The 19721-nt window shown below is 41.5% G+C and carries 15 protein-coding genes; 7 read left to right on the top strand and 8 right to left on the bottom strand.

The window, feature by feature from the left end; translation table 11 throughout:
• Positions 1-43: 43 nt before the first annotated feature.
• The gene (locus HC175_RS07165; RefSeq protein ID WP_168137808.1) at positions 44-883 is read left to right on the top strand and encodes an RteC domain-containing protein; all 840 of its coding nucleotides are present in this window, start codon (positions 44-46) and stop codon (positions 881-883) included.
• A gap of 269 nt (positions 884-1152) precedes the next feature.
• Here the strand turns inward: HC175_RS07165 and HC175_RS07160 are convergent, their stop codons facing one another.
• From HC175_RS07160 to HC175_RS07125, 8 genes are all read right to left on the bottom strand, one after another.
• Positions 1153-2163, bottom strand: a complete 1011-nt coding sequence (locus tag HC175_RS07160; protein ID WP_168137807.1) for a sodium:calcium antiporter — start codon at positions 2161-2163, stop codon at positions 1153-1155.
• 13 nt (positions 2164-2176) lie between these two features.
• The gene (locus HC175_RS07155) at positions 2177-2914 is read right to left on the bottom strand and encodes a ZIP family metal transporter (RefSeq protein ID WP_168137806.1); all 738 of its coding nucleotides are present in this window, start codon (positions 2912-2914) and stop codon (positions 2177-2179) included.
• Positions 2915-3129: 215 nt separating this feature from the next.
• A complete protein-coding gene (locus tag HC175_RS07150; RefSeq protein ID WP_168137805.1) occupies positions 3130-3486 on the bottom strand; it encodes a SpoIIAA family protein in 357 nt (118 codons plus the stop codon).
• A 67-nt stretch (positions 3487-3553) separates the two neighbouring features.
• Positions 3554-5557, bottom strand: a complete 2004-nt coding sequence (locus tag HC175_RS07145; RefSeq protein WP_168137804.1) for a heavy metal translocating P-type ATPase — start codon at positions 5555-5557, stop codon at positions 3554-3556.
• Between the two features lie 159 nt (positions 5558-5716).
• Complete coding sequence (locus tag HC175_RS07140) at positions 5717-6133, bottom strand: Fur family transcriptional regulator (RefSeq protein WP_168137803.1); 417 nt, start codon at positions 6131-6133, stop codon at positions 5717-5719.
• A gap of 2 nt (positions 6134-6135) precedes the next feature.
• The gene (locus HC175_RS07135) at positions 6136-7311 is read right to left on the bottom strand and encodes an efflux RND transporter periplasmic adaptor subunit (RefSeq protein ID WP_168137802.1); all 1176 of its coding nucleotides are present in this window, start codon (positions 7309-7311) and stop codon (positions 6136-6138) included.
• 3 nt (positions 7312-7314) lie between these two features.
• Positions 7315-11661 (bottom strand): CusA/CzcA family heavy metal efflux RND transporter, encoded by a 4347-nt coding sequence (locus HC175_RS07130; protein ID WP_168137801.1) that lies wholly within the window; start codon positions 11659-11661, stop codon positions 7315-7317.
• A gap of 81 nt (positions 11662-11742) precedes the next feature.
• Positions 11743-12063 carry a DUF6660 family protein gene (locus HC175_RS07125; RefSeq protein WP_168137800.1) on the bottom strand — a complete coding sequence of 107 codons (321 nt, stop codon included), beginning with the start codon at positions 12061-12063 and terminating at the stop codon, positions 11743-11745.
• Positions 12064-12516: 453 nt separating this feature from the next.
• Between HC175_RS07125 and HC175_RS07120 the strand changes: the two genes are divergently transcribed.
• From HC175_RS07120 to HC175_RS07095, 6 genes are all read left to right on the top strand, one after another.
• The gene (locus tag HC175_RS07120; protein ID WP_168137799.1) at positions 12517-12885 is read left to right on the top strand and encodes an ArsR/SmtB family transcription factor; all 369 of its coding nucleotides are present in this window, start codon (positions 12517-12519) and stop codon (positions 12883-12885) included.
• Positions 12882-13481 (top strand): mercuric transport protein MerTP, encoded by a 600-nt coding sequence (gene merTP / locus HC175_RS07115; protein ID WP_168137798.1) that lies wholly within the window; start codon positions 12882-12884, stop codon positions 13479-13481. The genes HC175_RS07120 and merTP overlap by 4 nt, the downstream gene beginning before the upstream one ends.
• A complete protein-coding gene (locus HC175_RS07110) occupies positions 13478-14824 on the top strand; it encodes a dihydrolipoyl dehydrogenase family protein (protein ID WP_168137797.1) in 1347 nt (448 codons plus the stop codon). The genes merTP and HC175_RS07110 overlap by 4 nt, the downstream gene beginning before the upstream one ends.
• A gap of 8 nt (positions 14825-14832) precedes the next feature.
• On the top strand, positions 14833-15048 hold the full coding sequence (locus HC175_RS24180; protein ID WP_168137796.1) for a GDCCVxC domain-containing (seleno)protein: 216 nt from the start codon (positions 14833-14835) through the stop codon (positions 15046-15048).
• A gap of 289 nt (positions 15049-15337) precedes the next feature.
• A complete protein-coding gene (locus HC175_RS07100) occupies positions 15338-15754 on the top strand; it encodes an HYC_CC_PP family protein (protein WP_168137795.1) in 417 nt (138 codons plus the stop codon).
• A gap of 120 nt (positions 15755-15874) precedes the next feature.
• Entirely contained in the window at positions 15875-19720 is a 3846-nt protein-coding gene (locus HC175_RS07095; protein WP_168137794.1) for an efflux RND transporter permease subunit, read from the top strand.
• Position 19721: the final 1 nt, after the last annotated feature.

Genomic DNA, 19721 nt, shown 5'->3' with positions numbered 1-19721 from the left:
TACGTGAGCTCCCCCTTCCAGTTTTTCAATCCATCAAATTGATATGAAGAGATTTCTTGGAGTAATGGAATCATTTGAACAGAAAATAACTGTCATTTTAGATTCTCCAGAACAGCAAATCAGGGTGACAAATAAGGGTATCGATCTCTGCAATAGGGTTCTTACCGAATTAAAAGATCTTATTGAAAAGGAGGATTTAGAATCGGTAGAAGAAGAGATCCACTTTTTCAAAGAAGTTAAGCCTTCTATTATGAGTTATTTAATTTATTTCACAGAAGTTCGTTCCTGTGAAATTAGAAAACCAAAAGCAGGGGTTAATTTCCAGGTCCGGTTTTTCGAGAAAGAAATAAAAAAGGTTAATAAATTTTTTTACAGGAATATTGATTTTTCTCACTACATGGAATTGGGTCACAATTATTTGGATCACCAGTTATTCACACGGAACTACCAGAACAATTTCCCTTTTACTCCACTGGTTAACTACTACCAGTTTCCCGAATTCTCAACCTCTCATGATATGTTGTGGTCTAAGATTAAGGCCATGCATCGATTTCTGCATTATATAAGAAAATGTCTGGGAGAACTACGCCCGGGTCGAAGTTTCATTTCTCCGGAAAGAAAGCATCCGGTTTTATTTTGGACTTCTTCAAAAACAGCTTTGACTGAGTTGATTTACGCCTTGTACTCCGATGGCGCATTAAATCATGGTGCTGCAGATCTTAATACGATTACTACCTCCTTTGAGGATTTTTTTAATGTTAAGCTAGATAACGTCTACAAGACTTACTCAGAAATAAAGGCTAGGAAAGGAAGTAAAACAAAATTCTTAGAGGAACTGATGCTTAATCTTCAACAGAAAATGAGTAAAGAAGATAGCCTTTAAAAGGAAATCTAATTGTCAAAAATAGCCTCCGTTGAAGGAAATCAATTTATTGTTGGAAACTGATGAGAATTATAAATCTTTCAACTCAAGCATCCATTTTTTTGTTTTATCATCTTATAATTCCGTCGGCTGCGGATAGAGGACACCAGCATTGGATCTGTGGTATCGTCAGGGGAAGGCGGTCAAGGCAATGCAAGCGAACATATCTCTAGAAAACAAACAGTTAATAGGAACTATTGGTTCACGGTTTAGACATTCCTCTGCCACTGTTAAAAAATGTTCAGCACCCCAAAAAGCACAACCGCCACATAAACGAGCAACACACCGCCCAGGGTAACCACCTGCCACCGTTTAAAACCATGTCCACTTTTCTTGCTGCCCATATGAATGAAAGCGGCGTAAAGGATTCCCACCAATCCTACAAAGCTCAAAACCGTCACAAATAAGGGAAAGTTGCTTACCGGCAGGCCAACTAAGGCCAGAGGGAAAAATGCTACTGTAAGCGTAACGGCATGGTCTCCTATGACGCTGGTGACTCCCGAAGTTATCTGACCACTTTTAGCTACACTCCAGGTGGCGAATATTTCGGGCAAAGCAGCCATTGGAGCTGTAATAAATAACCCACCCACTATTTGTGATAATCCAAAGGAGGAAACCAAGTTTTCTGTAGCACGAACTGTGAAAAAGGCGCCTAAACCTAAAGCAACCAGACCTGCTACCGCCAACCAGATCTCCTTTTTCTTCCATTCCACTTTTTCGCTTTCTTTTTTTCCTCTAAGGAGGGCCTGAGCAAGAAAAGCGATATACATTCCCAACATTATCCAGCCATCCATGGGCTGTAACCCTCTCCAGGCAAAAGGAACAGTTAGTATAGCTACTACTGCTACGATTACCAAATACGGTAAAGCCTGGACTGTTACCGCCGTGGGATCAACCTTTAGCAGGTGCTCCTTCTTGTGCTCCCGGTGATTTTTATCCTTATTCTTAGCTTTTAAATGCCTGGTCGCAATATATGCTGTAACGACCATCAAAGGAATGGCAATAACATTAGAACCAAACATGGTCCCCAGACCAATATCACCCACTCCGGTTACTGCACTGGTGATATTAATTCCTATTTCAGGACTTGCTGCTGCCAAACCAATTAAGGCCCCACCGGCAGCTACCGAAAACCCCCATCGTTTTCTCAACTTTTTTAAAGGTTTTGCCAGGTGCTCAGCACCCCAGTGAGCTGCCCATACAGCTGCGATCAGAACCAAAGCCCATAACCAGGTATTCATAATCTATTCTTTTTTAGCCTTCTAGATATACCGTTAACAATGCGAACAGGGAAAAACCGGAAGTCAAAAGAACAGAAGCATAGACAGGATCGGGTTTACCATGAGCTTCTGTCAAAATTTCTTCGATGGCGACGCTGAGCAGGATACCGGCGGTAAATGCAAGCAGACTGAATTTGATCAAATCACCACTGTTGCGCATTGTCCAAAAACCAATTGTAGCGCCGAGGAGAATAGGAATTGTAAAACCGGCTGCAAGTAAGTAGCGCATTTTTTTAGGTACTCCCTTGCTCTTGAAGGTGGCAATTGTGGCAAAACCTTCCGGAATATCTGCAGGAACTTGCCCCAAAGCGAGAAGGAGCCCTAAAGATACGGATACCGTAGATCCTGTCCCTATCATGATGCCGTCGCTAAAAAGATCAATGGCGACTCCTAAATAAATTCCCCAAGCAGATCCCGTTGCCTTGCCTTCACCTCCGAACCTATCTTTAATGAAATGAACCGCTTTTTCCAAAAGAAGAAAAGTGAAGCCTCCTCCCATAAAAGCTGCAATGGGGATCCAGGGTTGCTCTACTTCAAGAGCAGTAGGCATTAATTCTAAACCGACAACAGCGAGTATTATACCTGCAGCGAAGTGAAGCGCCAAATTCAAGGTTTTTTCGGAAACATTGATCCACTCTGCCAACAAACCGCCTGAAAAGTTCCCCAAAGCAGGCATAGCAGCAAGTAATAAAACCATTAAGAATTCGCTCATTACCGGTAAAAATGAGGGTGTTTACTCTAAATTAACCATTTACATCCTGCTCGTTCTTAAACTTCTGTTATAAAGTGGTTTTAAAAATAGATAATGGAAGGTTGGCCTTGTTTAAGCATCTAAAAAGCCTGCGGCGTCCTTTAAAAATTAATGATATCTATATCTGTATTTTAAAGAGAAAGTGATTTTTCGAAAGCCCACTGAAGATTGCTTGATTAAAAGCCAATCCATTCCTTTGCCGCTTTCTTTTCATCCAGATCAAAATATTTCACTTCAGAGGCTGTGAAAAGATCTGTAGCCTTTGCAGCCCACTTTTTCCATTTTTTATCACCTACGATAGCCATATTCCCATAATTAGAAAGATGTGCGGATTCAACTTTTAGATCTGCCAACAGTCCTTCCCACTCATATCCATGAAAATCCTGCAGTTCCAGGTAAAAATTTACTTTTTCACTTTTACTTAGAATTTGATGAATGAGAAGGTGAACATTTTCAACATCTTCTTTTGAAACTTTGTCGCAAATTTTAGCAGCAATAAGTTCTTTGTTATTGGAATTTAACAGCTTTAACATACCTCATTATTTAAATTATTGGTTTTTTGGTTTCTCTGTACAAACAAACCGGCACGCAGTTTTAGTTTTAAAACTTTATTCTCTGCAGTCTCACTGCGTTCAAAATGGCTAAGAATGCCACTCCCACGTCAGCAAATACTGCTTCCCATAGAGATGCTACACCAAATGCGCCAAAAGTTAGAACAAGGGCTTTTACTCCAAAGGCGAGGCCTATGTTCTGCCATACAATCTGTCGCGTCTTTTTGCCGATCTTAATGGCCGTGGCGATTTTCGCAGGCTGATCTGTTTGTATTACTACATCTGCGGTTTCTATTGCTGCGTCAGAGCCTAAGGCTCCCATTGCCATGCCTACATCGGCTAAGGTGATCACCGGAGCATCATTTATACCGTCTCCTACGAAGGCTACTTTTTTCCCCTGTTTCTTTAGTTCCTCGACCTTATCCACCTTGTCCTGAGGTAGTAGTCCGCCATAAGCTTTGTCTATCTTTAATTGTCCCGCTACTTTTTGAACAATAGAATCTTTATCGCCTGAGAGCATTACAATATTATCAATTCCATAATCCCGAAGTTGCTTTATAGCTAACGCCGCATCTTCCTTAATTTTATCGGCAATGGTTATGTAACCTTCATATTTGCCATCTATTGCTACCACAACAATCGTTTCCACTATTTCCTCTATCTCCGGGGCATAGGAGATGTTGAACTTCTGCAACAGTTTCGCATTACCAATTAAAAGTTCCTGGCCGTCTACCGTTCCTTTTAATCCGTGTCCGGCAATTTCTTCTACATCCTGCACTTTCAGCTGTTTATAAGCGTTGCCGGAGTGTTCTACAACTGCCCAAGCTATAGGATGAGTGGATTTATTCTCAAGTGCCGCTGTTAGCGCCAAAAACCGGTCCTTTTCCAGACTTCGGACCTTTACCTCCTGCACTATAAAAACTCCCTCTGTGAGGGTTCCGGTTTTGTCCATTACCACTGTATCTACCTTTGTAATGAGGTCGAGAAAATTTGAACCTTTAAAAAGAAGACCGTTTCTTGAAGCGGCACCTATACCACCAAAATATCCAAGCGGAATAGAAATTACCAGCGCACAGGGACAGGAGATCACCAAAAAGACCAGGGCCCGGTACAGCCATTCATCAAAGACATAGGTGTCGACAAAGAAATAGGGGAGGAGCGCCAGACCTATTGCAAGGGAGACCACTATAGGAGTATAAATTTTCGCGAAGCGGGTTATGAATTTTTGGGTTTTTGCTTTCCTCCCACTTGCTTCTTCAACTAGTTTGAGAATTTTTGATAAAGCACTGTCTTCATACCCGGAAGTTACTTTTAGCTCAACCAGCCTATCCAGGTTTATCATCCCTGCAAGGACTGTCTCTCCTTTTTTCTTGGTATCAGGTTTTGATTCCCCTGTAAGGGCGGCAGTATTAAAGGAGGAGCTTTCGCTAAGCATTTCTCCATCAAGCGCTACTTTCTCACCCGGTTTTATCTGAATGATTTGCCCAATGTTCACCTTCTTCGGATTAACAATTGAAACCTGACCATTAGTAAGAACACTTACCTCTTCAGGACGATTATCAATGAGGGCTTTTATTGAGCGACGGGAACGGGCAACGGCTGCCTTCTGAAAATGTTCTCCAATTACATAGAACAACATTACCGCCACCCCTTCTGCATATTCTCCAATGTAAAACGCACCCACGGTAGCAATGGTCATAAGGAAAAATTCATTGAAAATATTTCCTTTTCCTATGTTGGTCACAGCATGTTGTACAACTTTCCCACCAACCAGAACATAAGCAACACCAAAAACAATTAAGCGCAGATATCCTTTAAACCATTCCACATCAAAAAAGTCCAGCCCAATACCAAAAAGTAAAAGTATCAAGCTTAATATAGTCGGAATAAAGGAAGATCTTTCTTCCTCATCTTTATCTGCTCCCTTTTGCTGTGGGGTACAACAGGAATCTTCCCCTTTTTCAGCTTTTGGTCCAGGTTCTTCAGCCGTTCTGGGAGAAGTAATTGTAGGATCTTTTAATTCTGTGTCTTTATTATCCTTGTCTTTTGTCATAACTTCTTATAAAAGGTTTTTCAATAGAAAAAGCCAATAGAATAAAACTGGTATTTCCCACTTAACAATTACAAGAACGAATTTAATCTATATAGTCCTGCAACGGAAGTGCATTGTTTGGTGTAGACCTTTACTTTAGAAGAACAAGCTCGGAAAATTCTATTTTTTATTGCATTTGTCGCAGGTTCCCTTAACCACCAAACTGGCGTCAGTTGCTGTAAAACCCGGTGGAAGATTAATATGCGGAATCTTAGTCTCAGTTAAGCACTGCGTTTCTTTACACGTTTCACAGTGAAAGTGGAGATGAAGATCGCTGTCGAGCTCACAATTACAGCCCGCCTCACAAAGAGCATACTTGGCTACTCCACTCCCGTCTTCAATCAGGTGGACGATTCCACTATCTTCAAAAGTTTTAATGGTACGATAAATAGTTGTTCTTTCACTTTTTTCAAAAGCCGTCTCGATATCAGCCAAAGTTACAGCCATTTGCTTTTGAGCTAAAAATTTCAAAATGAGCATCCGCATTGCTGTAGGCCTCACCTGCTTTTCCTCTAAAAAATTTTCTATTGCTTTCATAATTAATGCGCGTGACCGCCTTCTCCTTTTTGCATTTCAGCCATAAGATAGTAGGCATTGTTATATGCAAATCTCGTCTCTTCCGGCAGGTCTTTTAATAGCTTTACTTCAACCCATTCACCTCCATTGGTCCCGGTAATCACCTCTACAGGTTTAAAACTCCAGGCATCTCCTTCTTCTTCAGCAGTAAAAGCATAAAATCTACCCCCTTCTCTAACTATGGCAGATTCGGGTAGTGCTGTTGTTCGTTGATTGTCAACCGCAATTCGTCCTCTTACATACATTCCTGGAACCAGATTTTCGGGCCTGTCGATGATTTCCGCATGAACATGAACTGCTTTGGGATCCTGCTCAAAATTCTTACTTACAGAAATTATTTCCGCGGTCAATTCAGTTTCCGGTAATGATTCGATAGTAAAAAATACTTTCTGTCCTTTCTCCACTTTTGCCACATCTTTTTCAAAGACCATAAGATCCACATGAACATCTTTCGTATTGATGATATGGAACATTTCAGACTGCGCCTGAACAAATTGACCTGTTTTGATATTCACCGATTGTACAGCGCCATCTATCGGGCTTCTTACCGGGATCCTCTGTTGGATATTTCCGTTTTGAATAGTTTCAGGATTGATATTTAGTTGTTGCAGTTGAGCCTTAAGTCCGGCAACTTGTCCTTCAAGGCTTTCCAGTTCTGCCTCGGCACGCTGAAAGATTTGCCCTGAACCCACTCCGGCTTCGTACAATTTTTTTTGTCTTTGGAACTCTTTTTCCTGATAATTCAGACTGTTCAAGGCGTTCAAATATTGTGTTTGTACTTCGATGATTTCCGGGTGTTCAATGTAGGCCAATACATCTCTACGCTGCACTTCATCTCCTTCGATCACTACTATTGACGATACGTTACCTCCAATAACGGGAGTAACTGTGGCTTCACTTTGAGGAGGGACTTCCAGCTCTCCATTTGCCTGTACATAGCCGCTCATTAACCTGGTTGTAAGGCTGTCAATTTTCATATCAAGTACATCGAACTGCTGCTGTGAAAGCATAGCCTCCTTGACGGCTTCTGTTTTAGCAGGTTCACCGGCTTCTTCTTTCTGATTTTCCTCTTTTTCAGCATTTTCCCCGCAAGACAATAGGAGGAGAAACGGGAGTATATAAATTGTTTGAAATTTCATTTTTTAGTTTTTTCCAGTTAGGTAAAATTGTAATTCTGCAAGGGCTATCTGGTAATTTTCAAAAGCCTCGAGCGCTTTGATTTCTGACTCCATTGCATTGTCTAAGTTCTGAATAAAGGCCACATATTCAATGGCACCTTCATTAAAGGCAAGTAATGATCCCTCCCGTTGTTCTTCCAGTAACGGCAAAACTTCGTCCTTGTAAAATAGCCAGGAAGATTTCCATCGTTTATAGTTGCTCAAGGCAATTTCAAAATCTGTTCTTACCTGGTCTTTCTGAAAGTCGGCAGCTCTTTGTACAATTTCCTTTTCTATTTTTGCCGCTTTAACTTCGCCGTGGGCAGCCCCGGAGAGGATTGGAATAGATATACCGGCCTGGTAACTGTAAAAGCCCGTTGCACCATTTACTTTTTGAAGCCCGTATTGAACATTAAAATCTGGTAGAAAATTAGCCTTTTCTGCAGCATAAGCAGCTTCTGCAACTGCAACCTTTTTTTCAGAAACCTCCAGAAGAGGATGATCTTTAGGTGGATCTCCGGTAAGGAAAATCTCATCCTCCCGAATACTTTGAAAATCATCCGAAACATCATAGACTTCTTCATCTCCCAACCAAAGATTCAGTTTTTGGACGGCTGTTAGGTAGTCCATCTCGGCCTGTTGTAAATCAATCGAAATTTGGTTGATCTTATTTTTGGCTGTCAGCATTTCTAATCTCGAAATGGCCTCTACATCGTACCGAAGGCTAACTGCCTGCTCTAAATTTTGGTACAGGGAATCCAGTTTCTGAAATAACAAATACTGTTGTTTTGCTGTAAAGGCCCGGCTCCAGGCTATTTTTACCTCCTGTGCCACCTGAAGTTGAGACAGATCATAGGCTTCTTCGGCAAGGGCAATCTTTTTATTGTAAAGTTTACTTTTAGAAGGAATCCCCAATAAATCAACCCCTTTCTGTTGAACGCCTATTGTGGTGTATATTCCCCCGGCATCTCCAAGCTCTTCTCCACCCGTAAATACTTCGGTTTCCCCAAGATCCCATGCAGATCTTTTCATTGCCTGCTCCTGGTCAATCCTCAATTTTTCATTTTTCAGAAGTGGGTAATTCTGAAGAGCCAGGGCAACGGCTTCCTCCTGATTTACCTGCGGAGATAATTCAGCTGTCTGAGCATTTAAACCGGCAGGTAAAAGGAATACGACAAGAATCACCGCAAAAGAACCAACTGTTGCGGGTTTAAATTTCATCCTGCCCGACCTTGATTCGACCCATTTATAGAGAATAGGTAGAATGAACAATGTGAGCAGGGTAGAAGTGATCAAGCCCCCTATAACTACGGTTGCCAGCGGCCGTTGCACTTCTGCTCCGGCAGAGGTTGAAATCGCCATAGGCAGGAAACCAAGCACATCGGTAAGAGCCGTAAGCAAAATAGGCCGTATTCTGCTTCTTGTTCCAAGACTGATCCTTTCATTTAAATTTTTCACACCTTCTTCTTTTAATTCATTGAAACTGCTAATGAGTACAAGCCCATTTAAAACTGCCACTCCAAATAATACAATAAATCCAACCCCGGCAGAAATGCTAAAGGGCATATCCCGCAGCCATAAAGAAAATATTCCTCCAATAGCTGCAAGTGGAATAGCTATGTAGATCATGGTGGTTTGTTTAAACGACTTGAGAGCAAAGTAGATCAGGATGAATATGAGGAGCAGGGCAATAGGGACTACAATTTGCAGTCTCTTACTTGCTCTTTCGAAGTTCTCAAAGGCTCCACCGTAGCGAATGTAATAGCCGGGTGGTAGTTCAAACTCAGCATCCAGTTTGGTCTGAATATCTTCCACCACAGATTTTACGTCACGATTCCTGATGTTTACTCCCACATAGGTTCGGCGGTTGGTGTTATCTCTACTGATCTGCATAGGGCCGGGCTGATAACTTATTTCAGCCACTTCTTTCAGCGGGATCTGGCTACCTGAAGGTAAGGTTACATACAAATTCCTGATATTCTCAATACTCGTTCTTTCTTCTTCCTGTAATCGCACCACCAGGTCAAACCGTCTTTCTCCTTCAAAAATAACTCCTGCATCTCCGCCCGCAAAAGCCGATTGGATTAGGGAATTCAGCTCCTTGATCTGTAAACCGTATTGCGCAGTTTTATTCCTGTTATAGTTGACCGTGATTTGCGGTAATCCTGCTGTGGCCTCTACTTTCATATCGGCAACCCCTTCTACAGTAGAAATGATGTTGCCCATCTCCTGCGCCTTGCTTGCCAGAACCTCCAGATCTTCACCATAAAGCTTGACTGCAACATCTTCTCGAACACCTGTAAGAAGTTCGTTGAACCGCATTTCTACTGGCTGGGTAAATTCATAGCTAACTCCGGGAATAATACCGATGGTTTCTTTGATCTTCGCAATAAGTTCATCCTTAGAATCGGCAGAAGTCCATTCATCTTTATCCTTTAAAATAATAAAGCTGTCTCCAATGTCCATAGGCATAGGATCTGTTGGGACATCAGAAACTCCAAAACGGGTGACGATCTGTTCTATTTCCGGATACTCGTCCAGGAGAAGCTGTTCTATTCTTGTGGAAGTTGCAATTCCCTCGTCAAGCGAACTTCCCGGTTTCAGGATAATATGAAAAGCTATGTCCCCTTCGTCAAGCTGCGGAATAAATTCCCCTCCCATTTTGGTGAACATGAAGGCAGCTAAAGCAAATAATGCTATAGCGGTGCCCAGCACAATTTTTCCTCTTTTTAGGGATCTGTCTAACAGAGGCTCATATTTGTCCTGAACCCAACCAACAAATTTGTCACCATAGGATTTCTTTCGCTTTTTACTTTCCTTCAGAAAGAGAGCTGAGATCATTGGAACATAGGTCAAACACAAGATCATCGCACCCAACATGGCAAAAATAAAGGTCAGTGCCATTGGTTTGAACATCTTGCCTTCAACCCCTTCCAGGGCAAGGATGGGAAGAAAAACGATGAGAATAATAAGCTGTCCGAAAAAGGCAGAATTCATCATCTTTTTAGCCGAAGAGGAGGCTATGTTATTTCTCTCAGTCTTGTTTAATTCACCTCGTTTCTTCATGCGTTGATGAATAGTAAAAACGGTACTTTCCACAATAATTACGGCTCCGTCTACTATGATCCCAAAATCTATTGCCCCCAGACTCATCAGGTTTGCCCAGACGTCAAAAAGGTTCATCAGAATGAAAGCAAACAGGAGGGAGAGCGGAATCGTGGAGGCAACTATTAAACCTCCCCGCCAATTTCCAAGAAGCAGAACCAAGACAAAAATTACAATTAGCCCCCCTTCGAGCAGGTTTTTTGTAACTGTGGAAGTAGTGTCACTAATAAGTTCACTTCTATCCAAAAATGGTTTTATAGAAACACCTTCCGGAAGGGATTTCTGAATCTGCGTAATCCTGTCTTTTACATTGTCAATTACCTCATTGGAATTGGCTCCTTTCAGCATCATGACCATTCCACCAACGGCTTCTCCCTGTCCATTTTTTGTCAGCGCTCCATAACGCACGGCACTTCCTATGCGGACATCAGCAACGTCTGCAACTGTTATAGGTACTCCGCCGGAAGTGGTGACGACAATTTTTTCCAGGTCCTCCACACTTCTGGCAAGGCCCTCGCCCCGAATGAAGTTTGCCTGATGGTTTTTTTCAATGTAAGCCCCGCCGGTATTCTGATTGTTGTTTTCGAGGGCGGTAAAAACATCAGAAATGGAAAGTCCAATGGCTTTTAGTTCGTCCGGATCTACAGCAACTTCATATTGCTTGATCATTCCGCCAACACCGTTCACTTCTACAACTCCTGGCACCATTGCCATTTGTCGGCGAACAATCCAATCCTGAATCGTTCTCAGTTCAGTAGGGGAGTAGTTATCCTTGAATTCTTCTTCTACTTCGAGGGTATATTGGTAAATTTCACCAAGTCCCGTAGAAATAGGCCCCATGGAAGGTTCTCCAAAACCTTCGGGAATTTCATCTTTTACGGCATTCAGTTTTTCACCTACCAACTGCCTGGGGAGGTAAGTACCCATGTCATCTTCAAAGACAATAGTTACTACGGAAAGTCCGAACCTGGATACTGACCGAATCTCTGTAACGCCGGGCAGGTTACTCATGGCAATCTCCACAGGGTATGTGACGAATTGCTCGATGTCTTCAGTTCCTAAATTTGGTGCCTGGGTAATCACCTGCACCTGATTATTCGTGATGTCTGGTTGGGCATCTACGGGAACCTGAAAAACGCTCCAGATCCCTGCTCCAATTAACACCACTGTGAGTAGACCAATAATAAATTTATTATTGATCGAAAAATCAATGATCTTATTAATCATACATGATAATTTAATTCAGTTTGTGATAAAATTCTCTGGCCGAGGCCATTGACAACAGGATATAGCTATCCTAAAACTGAATTAAATACGGGGAGGCTGGAAGTGAGAAAAGGCAATTTCCTTGCCTGCACTCTCGCCAAATAGAGGTGTCAAAAAGGGTATTTTTGGCTCAAATACTTCAAAGCTACTTGTTTCGAATCTCACCACATGCACATGGCAGCAGTGACATTGGCAAAAAGGCGGACAGTCATCAGAAGTTCCATGCTGCTCCCCTTGCTGATCCTGATCTACTTCCAAACTAACGGACACGGTTTCCTGACTTTCAGACACAGCTGTGTCATCACAGGGTATAAAGTTTAGCCCCAGGAAATAAACAGATAATATGACTGCGAAAAATTTCACATTGCAAAGGTATTAAAATATGAATGCACAGGAAGTGCAATTAATAGGAGGAGCTAATAAAAACCTACTTAACCTATGCTTCAAAACAGTGGCAGGCGTGTACATATTATTCTGTGCTTAAAATGATGATTACGGGATGGAGAAGTTTTATTTTGAAATAGAATGGAAAACAATGGGGTATAGATGTCAGCCATCCAAGAAGAACTTTCTATTTCCATGGGAAATAATTCTTCATCCTATCCTACTTTTTTATCCTAAAATTATCAGCGACAAAAATGATTCAGCGATTTTCTTTATTTTCTTTCCTACAGATAACTGATTAGTTGCCTTAAAAAATGATGCCACTTGAAAAATAAAAAATAGTCTTACACTCTTGGATGTCGTAAATAATTAGCCGGACAAAAAATTGCATGTATTTAAGTACTTGCTTAAATAATTTTTTATCTTTGTTTTATGAAAGACATTAGCTGCATACGGAAAGAGGCCGATTTAAATCAAATCAGGCGGTGTAAAGAACAAATATCAGAAGTTGAAGAGGCTGTGGGCACTTTAACCGATAAGCTCTCATTGGTAAGCAACAGCGTAAGATTAAGGATTCTTTATGTCCTTCAGGCAGAAGAAAGATTATGTGTTTGTGATTTAAGTGATATCCTGAACATGACGATACCAGCAGTGTCACAGCATTTGCGAAAGCTGAAGGATAGAGATTTTGTAAAATCAGAAAAGGAAGGGCAGACCATTTTTTATTCACTGCGGGATGACCATCGACAACTTCTTGCTCCCTTTTTTAATTTATTGGACCACCAACCTGAAGCTATATGAAAGCAAAAACCAATCTACTTGGAGTGGGAATTTTAACCGGGATCGCCAGTTCTCTTTGTTGCATAACTCCCTTACTTGCTTTCGTAGCTGGAACGGGAGGTATTGCAGGTGCATTTGATTGGCTGGAGCCTTTCAGGTGGCCTCTTGTAATAGTTTCATTGGTTGCTTTAGGATTCGCCTGGTATTTGAACCTGAAGGCTACACAAGATGATGACTGTGGTTGTGACACGAAAACCGAACCTTCTTTCTTCCAGTCCAGAACATTTTTGGGTGGAGTAACTGTTTTTGTTGCTCTGAGTCTGGCATTCCCTTACTATGCAGAAGCTTTTTATCCTTCCAATGAAAAGGAGGTTGTGTTCGTGCAGGAGAAAAACATTCGGACCACTGAATTCTTAGTGAGCGGGATGACCTGCGCTGGATGTGAGGGTCATGTAAAATCTGAAGTTAACAAGCTAAACGGTATTGTCTCCTGCAAAGTATCTTACGAAGAAGGTAATACCATAGTTGAATATGATAGTACCCGCACGAACGTTGAAGAAATAAGGACGGCAATTGAACGGACAGGATATAAAGCCACAAAAGTAGAAAGACCATGAAGAAATATGATGTTATAGTAATAGGTTCAGGTATGTCGGGTATGACTGTTGCAAACAAGTGTGCTTCCAAAGGATTAAAAGTAGCTGTGACAGATGAGTTACCTTATGGTGGAACTTGTGCTCTTCGTGGTTGTGACCCGAAAAAGATAATTATTGGTGCTACCGAAGTTAGAGACTTCGCTCAACGTCTGGCAGGTAAGGGTATTAATAGGGTTCCTGAAGTAGAATGGAAGGACGTTATGACCTTTAAGCAGGAATTTGTAGATGCAATGCCTGAAAAAATTGAGAAAGGATACAAACACAACGGTATCGACACCTATCATGGTGCCGCTCGCTTCATCGGTAATGATTCAGTCCAAATTGAATCGGAAGTTTTAAAGGGAAGCAAGATTGTTATTGCAACTGGAGCGCGGCCACGCCAGCTAAAGTTTGAAGGTGGTGCCCATGCATTGACAAGTACGGATTTTTTAAACCTGAAGGAATTTCCAAAATCTATAATTTTTATAGGTGGTGGATACATTGCCTTTGAGTTTGCACATATAGCTAAGCGATGTGGAGCAGAAGTTACCATCATACATCGGGGACCTCGGCCATTGGAGAATTTTGATAAGGATATAGTTCACCATTTGTCGGAGGCCACCAGAAAACTTGGAGTAAAATTGGTGCTCGAAACGAACGTCACGAGAATCAAAAAGGACACAATAGGTTATACGGTAATTGGTGAAACAAATGGTTCCGAAACAGAGTTTACAGCTGAAGCTGTTTTCAACAGTGCGGGAAGAGTACCACATATTGATGGCTTGAACTTAAAGGCGGCATCTGTTAATTATAACAAGAAGGGAGTTGAGGTTAACGAGTACTTACAAAGTACCTCAAACCCATCTATTTATGCTGCTGGTGACGCTGCCGATACCGCTGGGCTTCCATTAACCCCAGTAGCTGTTTATGAAGGTCATGTCATTGCTTCTAACATATTAAAGGGTAATAATAAAAAACCAGAATATCCACCGATGCCGTCAGTTGTCTTTACCTTACCATCTATGGCTTCGGTAGGTCTGACTGAAGTGGAAGCGGAGAAAGCTGGGTTAAATATCAAAGTGAACACCAAGGCAGTTCCAGAGTGGTTCAATGCTAAACGTCTTAACGTTCAGGAATATGCTTATAAAACCATAATAGACACTGATAAAGGGACTTTAGTGGGAGCTCATCTCATTGGTCCAGGGGTAGAAGAAACAATTAATTTCTTCTCACTTGCCATGTACAAAGCGATATCAGTACGAGACTTAAAGAAAATGATTTATGCATATCCGACAATGGGTTCGGATATCACATCAATGTTATAAAACCAGATATGGAGCCTATTCTAAAATCAATCCTTACATGTCCTAATTGCAAGAATGCCAGGGAAGAAATTATGCCCACAGATGCTTGTCAATTCTTTTATAAATGCTCCAGCTGTGAAGCTGTTATAAAACCATTTGAGGGCGACTGCTGTGTATTTTGCAGTTACGGCTCTGTTGCTTGTCCGCCAATTCAGGCATCAAATTCATGTTGTAAAATCTCTTAAAATTGGAAAAATCATTTTCATGTCAAATTTTAGTTTTTTGAGGTAAATATTTTAATTATCTCAGAAGTTGATTTAACACAACCTTGTTTTAAAAGACGCTATTTAAAATTCCAAGTTCCAGTAGATTTTACAATTAAAGTGGTGGAATTTTTTGTTCACATTCATTCTTGCCAAAATTTCTAAAAAGTTCCACTTAAGTTTTTGTTGTACAAAAATTCGAATGTTTTTTCCACGAAAGTGAAAGAAACTAGTTCATATTAAATAGTAAAAAGCCTTACCTTTGTGCTTCATGAAAAAAGCTTTTCATAATATTACTTCCGTTGCTATGGCACTTTTAGTGTTGTTCTCTACCTCTTCTTTTACAGTGGACAAACATTTTTGTGGAAGTATGTTAGTGGATATGGCTATATTTTCTGAGGCCGAAAGTTGCGGAATGGAAATGCACGAGCATTCCGATACAACTGAGGATTCTGTAGAGCAGGAATTTTGCTGCGAAAATCAAAAAATAGCGATTGAAGGACAAGATGAATTAAAAGCTTCTCGTAATTCGCTTGATTTTGACCAACAGCTTTTTCTTGCCACTTTTACCTATTCTTATATTAATCTTTTTGAAGTCCTTCCCTTACAGGCAGTTCCTAATAAAGATTATACTCCACCCTTACTGGTTCGTGACGTACAGTTACTCGACCAGGTTTTTCTTATTTGATTATTTAATGAATTCGGCTAATCAGGAATAATCCTGATGATGCTTCCTTTGCTATGCGCCAATTTTGGGGCAGTCTCATCTTTTTCCCGAAGGATCAACTTCATTAAATAACGATTAAGAATGTTCAATAAATTCATAAAATATTTTCTTTACAACCGGCTGGTTACTATCCTGCTGCTTATCTTCATGATAGGCTGGGGGCTTGTGACAGCTCCGTTTAATTGGGATCTGGGCTTTCTGCCAAACGATCCTGTTCCGGTAGATGCTATCCCCGATATTGGGGAAAATCAGCAAATCGTTTTTACCGATTGGCCGGGCCGCTCGCCACAGGATATTGAGGATCAAATCACATATCCTATGACCTCTACTTTACTAGGAATTCCCGGGGTAAAATCCATCCGAAGTACATCCATGTTCGGATTTTCCATTGTCTATATAATATTTGAAGAAGATGTAGAATTCTACTGGTCCCGCACTCGGGTACTGGAAAAATTGAATTCCCTTCCTTCCGATCTACTTCCGCAGGGAGTGCAACCTACCCTGGGGCCCGATGCCACAGGATTAGGACAGGTTTTCTGGTATACACTTGAAGGTCGAGATCCTGAAGGCAATGTTACAGGAGGCTGGGACCTGAATGAACTTCGATCTATCCAGGATTATTACGTGAAACTGGGTCTAAGCGGAACTGCCGGTGTTTCGGAAGTAGCCTCAGTAGGAGGTTTTGTTCAGGAATACCAGATAGATGTAGATCCAGATGCTCTAAAAGCGTACAATATTGGGATAGACCAGGTGATGATGGCGGTGCAGAATTCCAACCGTGATATTGGTGCAAAAACCCTGGAAATTAACAAGGTGGAATACCTTGTTCGCGGGCTTGGTTATATTGAATCTATAGAAGACATAGAAAATTCTGTAGTAACAGCGGTAGATAATACACCGGTGCTTATAAAAGATCTTGGGGTGGTTACTCTGGGACCTGCCGAACGTCGTGGGATTCTGGATAAAGGCGGTGCCGAAGTTGTAGGTGGGGTTGTAGTAGCCCGATATGGCTCCAATCCGTTGCAGGTAATAGAAAACACCAAAGAAAAGATTAGGGAGATCTCCCCAGGCCTTCCGCAAAAAACACTAGCAGATGGGACTGTAAGTAAACTTACCATTGTGCCTTTTTACGACAGGACCGAGCTAATCAATGAGACCCTGGGCACACTTGAAAGCGCCCTTTCCGACGAAATGCTTATTAGTATAATCGTAATTATAGTACTGGTTCTTAATTTACGGGCTTCTCTTATTATTTCGAGCTTGTTGCCCATAGGCGTATTGATCACCTTTATTGCCATGCGGTATTTTGGGGTAGATGCCAATGTGGTGGCGCTATCGGGAATCGCCATTGCAATTGGAGTAATGGTAGATGTAGGGATTGTATTTGTTGAAAATAATATCCGGCATCTGGAAATGAAAAAGAATGCCGGTATTAAAGACGAAAAATTACTCGCAACTATTTATAAAGCAACCGTTGAGGTTGCTCCTGCGGTAACTACTGCTTTGGCAACCACTGTTGTAAGTTTTCTTCCCGTTTTTTTCATGGAAAATGCTGAAGGGAAATTGTTCAGGCCGCTGGCTTTTACCAAAACATTTGCCCTTGCAGCAGCATTTCTTGTAGGGATAATGATCCTCCCGATGCTTTCATACTTTGCTTTTAATATACGATTGCAAAAGGCGCGAATGGTAAGAATTTGGAACATTATCCTGATAGTTGCAGGATTGTTTCTCGCATTTTACTTTAGTTTCTGGTTGCCCCTTGCATTGGTGGTTATCGGCCTTTTACGGCTTCTGGAAGATAAAAATCCACAATTTTTAGGAAAATATTCAACCCAGATAACTTTATTTATAATCCTGGCTGTTACTTTATTTTTCCTAACGGAAGAATGGGTTCCGCTGGGGCATCAAAATTCTTTGTTTTCTAACTATCTCTTCGTGATTATTTTACTGGCTTTTACCCTGCTGGTGCTTATGGGAATTGTCAAATTTTACCGGCCAATTTTAAGCTGGTGTTTGGGGAACAAAGGGGCTTTTCTTTTGGTTCCGGTAATTACCATTTTTATCGGGATTATGATATGGCTTGGATTTCCTAAAATCTTTAGTCCTGTAGCTAATGGGTTTGATAGAATAGGCTGGAATATTCGCACCACTTCAGGATGGAATGCAATGGCGCATACTTTTCCGGGGGTTGGAAAGGAGTTCATGCCTTCATTAAATGAAGGAAGTTTTTTACTGATGCCCACTTCCATGCCTCACGCAGGAGTAGAAGCCTCTAAGGAGACGTTGCAAAGACTGGACATTGCCATTACAGCCATTCCGGAGGTAGATGTTGCAGTAGGTAAACTCGGAAGAATAGAAAGTGCCTTGGACCCGGCCCCTATTTCTATGTATGAGAACATAATCAATTACAAACCGGAGTACCTGCTTTCAGAAGATGGAGATCTAATGGCTTTTAAAGTTGACGAAGATAATCGCTTTATCCTGAGATCAGGAGATACTTTGTCCAATGAAGATGCAATTAATAGAGGAGTTTTAAAAGAAGACCTTATTGCAGATGAGGATGGGGAATATTATCGTAACTGGCGGGAACATATCAAAAACCCTGATGACATCTGGAATGAGATCATAAGCAGGTCGGATCTTCCCGGGGTAACTTCAGCTCCTAAATTACAGCCCATTGAAACACGGCTGGTGATGCTTCAAACAGGGATGCGTGCTCCTATGGGCATAAAAGTTTATGGCCCTGACCTGCAAACAATTCAGGATTTTGGAATTGAACTGGAAGAGCTTTTAAAGCAGGTGCCATCGGTTAAATCTGAAGCTGTTTTTGCAGACAGGACAGTGGGAAAACCTTATTTAGAAATAGATATTGACCGTAATGCTATTGCCCGTTATGGCCTTAGCATTGAAGATGTTCAGCAAACACTTGAAACGGCAATAGGCGGGATGGAAATTACCACTACTGTTGAAGGAAGGGAACGTTATCCTGTACGTGTGCGTTATCCAAGGGAACTTCGGGATGATCCTTCCAGTATTGAAAGGATCCTGGTGCCCACTCCGGCCGGAGCACAAATCCCACTGGGACAACTTGCCGAACTGAAATACACTCGCGGCCCCCAAATGATAAAAAGTGAAGAAACCTTTTTAGTAGGATACGTGCTGTTTGATAAACGTACCGATTTTGCCGAGGTAAACGTTGTAAACGATGCCCAGGCATTTATTCAGGATAAGATAGATTCAGGGGAATTGACAGTACCTGCAGGAGTGAGCTATAAATTTTCAGGGAATTATGAAAATCAGGTGCGGGCAGTGAAACGTTTGGCAATTGTAATTCCTATAAGTTTGATCATCATATTCCTGCTTTTGTACTTTCAGTTTAAAACCATTATTGCGTCAACCATTCATTTCTCCGGAGTTTTTGTGGCCTTTGCAGGTGGATTTATTATGATTTGGCTTTATGGGCAGCCGTGGTTTATGGATTTTGCTGTTTCCGGAGTGAATATGCGGGACCTGTTCCAAATGGGCACCATTAATTTAAGTGTTGCGGTATGGGTAGGTTTTATAGCTCTCTTCGGGATAGCGACAGATGACGGAGTGTTAATGGGGACCTATATTCACCAGGTATTTGAAAAACGAAATCCGCAAACAGTTCCTGCCGTGCGTAGTGCAGTGATGGAAGCCGGGTTAAAAAGGGTTCGACCGGCAATGATGACCACAGCGGTTACTATTATTGCGCTATTCCCGGTCCTTACATCTACAGGTAAAGGGGCCGATATAATGGTACCTATGGCAATTCCAATTGTAGGCGGAATGATCATTCAAATTATGACAATTTTCGTGGTACCTGTGCTACAGGCATATTGGAGGGAATCTGTGGTGAAGAATTATCCTGAATCCCGGGTGCCGGATGAAATTAACGAATATTAGA

It is taken from the genome of Salinimicrobium oceani, from assembly GCF_012037645.1.
This window is presented reverse-complemented; position numbering and strand designations above follow the sequence as displayed.

What these genes read in the sequence shown, in the direction of transcription:
- HC175_RS07165 (WP_168137808.1), top strand. Translation starts at nt 44, where the DNA reads ATGAAGAGATTTCTTGGAGTAATGGAATCATTTGAACAGAAAATAACT.
- HC175_RS07160 (WP_168137807.1), bottom strand. Translation starts at nt 2,163, where the DNA reads ATGAATACCTGGTTATGGGCTTTGGTTCTGATCGCAGCTGTATGGGCA.
- HC175_RS07155 (WP_168137806.1), bottom strand. Translation starts at nt 2,914, where the DNA reads ATGAGCGAATTCTTAATGGTTTTATTACTTGCTGCTATGCCTGCTTTG.
- HC175_RS07150 (WP_168137805.1), bottom strand. Translation starts at nt 3,486, where the DNA reads ATGTTAAAGCTGTTAAATTCCAATAACAAAGAACTTATTGCTGCTAAA.
- HC175_RS07145 (WP_168137804.1), bottom strand. Translation starts at nt 5,557, where the DNA reads ATGACAAAAGACAAGGATAATAAAGACACAGAATTAAAAGATCCTACA.
- HC175_RS07140 (WP_168137803.1), bottom strand. Translation starts at nt 6,133, where the DNA reads ATGAAAGCAATAGAAAATTTTTTAGAGGAAAAGCAGGTGAGGCCTACA.
- HC175_RS07135 (WP_168137802.1), bottom strand. Translation starts at nt 7,311, where the DNA reads ATGAAATTTCAAACAATTTATATACTCCCGTTTCTCCTCCTATTGTCT.
- HC175_RS07130 (WP_168137801.1), bottom strand. Translation starts at nt 11,661, where the DNA reads ATGATTAATAAGATCATTGATTTTTCGATCAATAATAAATTTATTATT.
- HC175_RS07120 (WP_168137799.1), top strand. Translation starts at nt 12,517, where the DNA reads ATGAAAGACATTAGCTGCATACGGAAAGAGGCCGATTTAAATCAAATC.
- merTP (WP_168137798.1), top strand. Translation starts at nt 12,882, where the DNA reads ATGAAAGCAAAAACCAATCTACTTGGAGTGGGAATTTTAACCGGGATC.
- HC175_RS07110 (WP_168137797.1), top strand. Translation starts at nt 13,478, where the DNA reads ATGAAGAAATATGATGTTATAGTAATAGGTTCAGGTATGTCGGGTATG.
- HC175_RS24180 (WP_168137796.1), top strand. Translation starts at nt 14,833, where the DNA reads ATGGAGCCTATTCTAAAATCAATCCTTACATGTCCTAATTGCAAGAAT.
- HC175_RS07100 (WP_168137795.1), top strand. Translation starts at nt 15,338, where the DNA reads ATGAAAAAAGCTTTTCATAATATTACTTCCGTTGCTATGGCACTTTTA.
- HC175_RS07095 (WP_168137794.1), top strand. Translation starts at nt 15,875, where the DNA reads ATGTTCAATAAATTCATAAAATATTTTCTTTACAACCGGCTGGTTACT.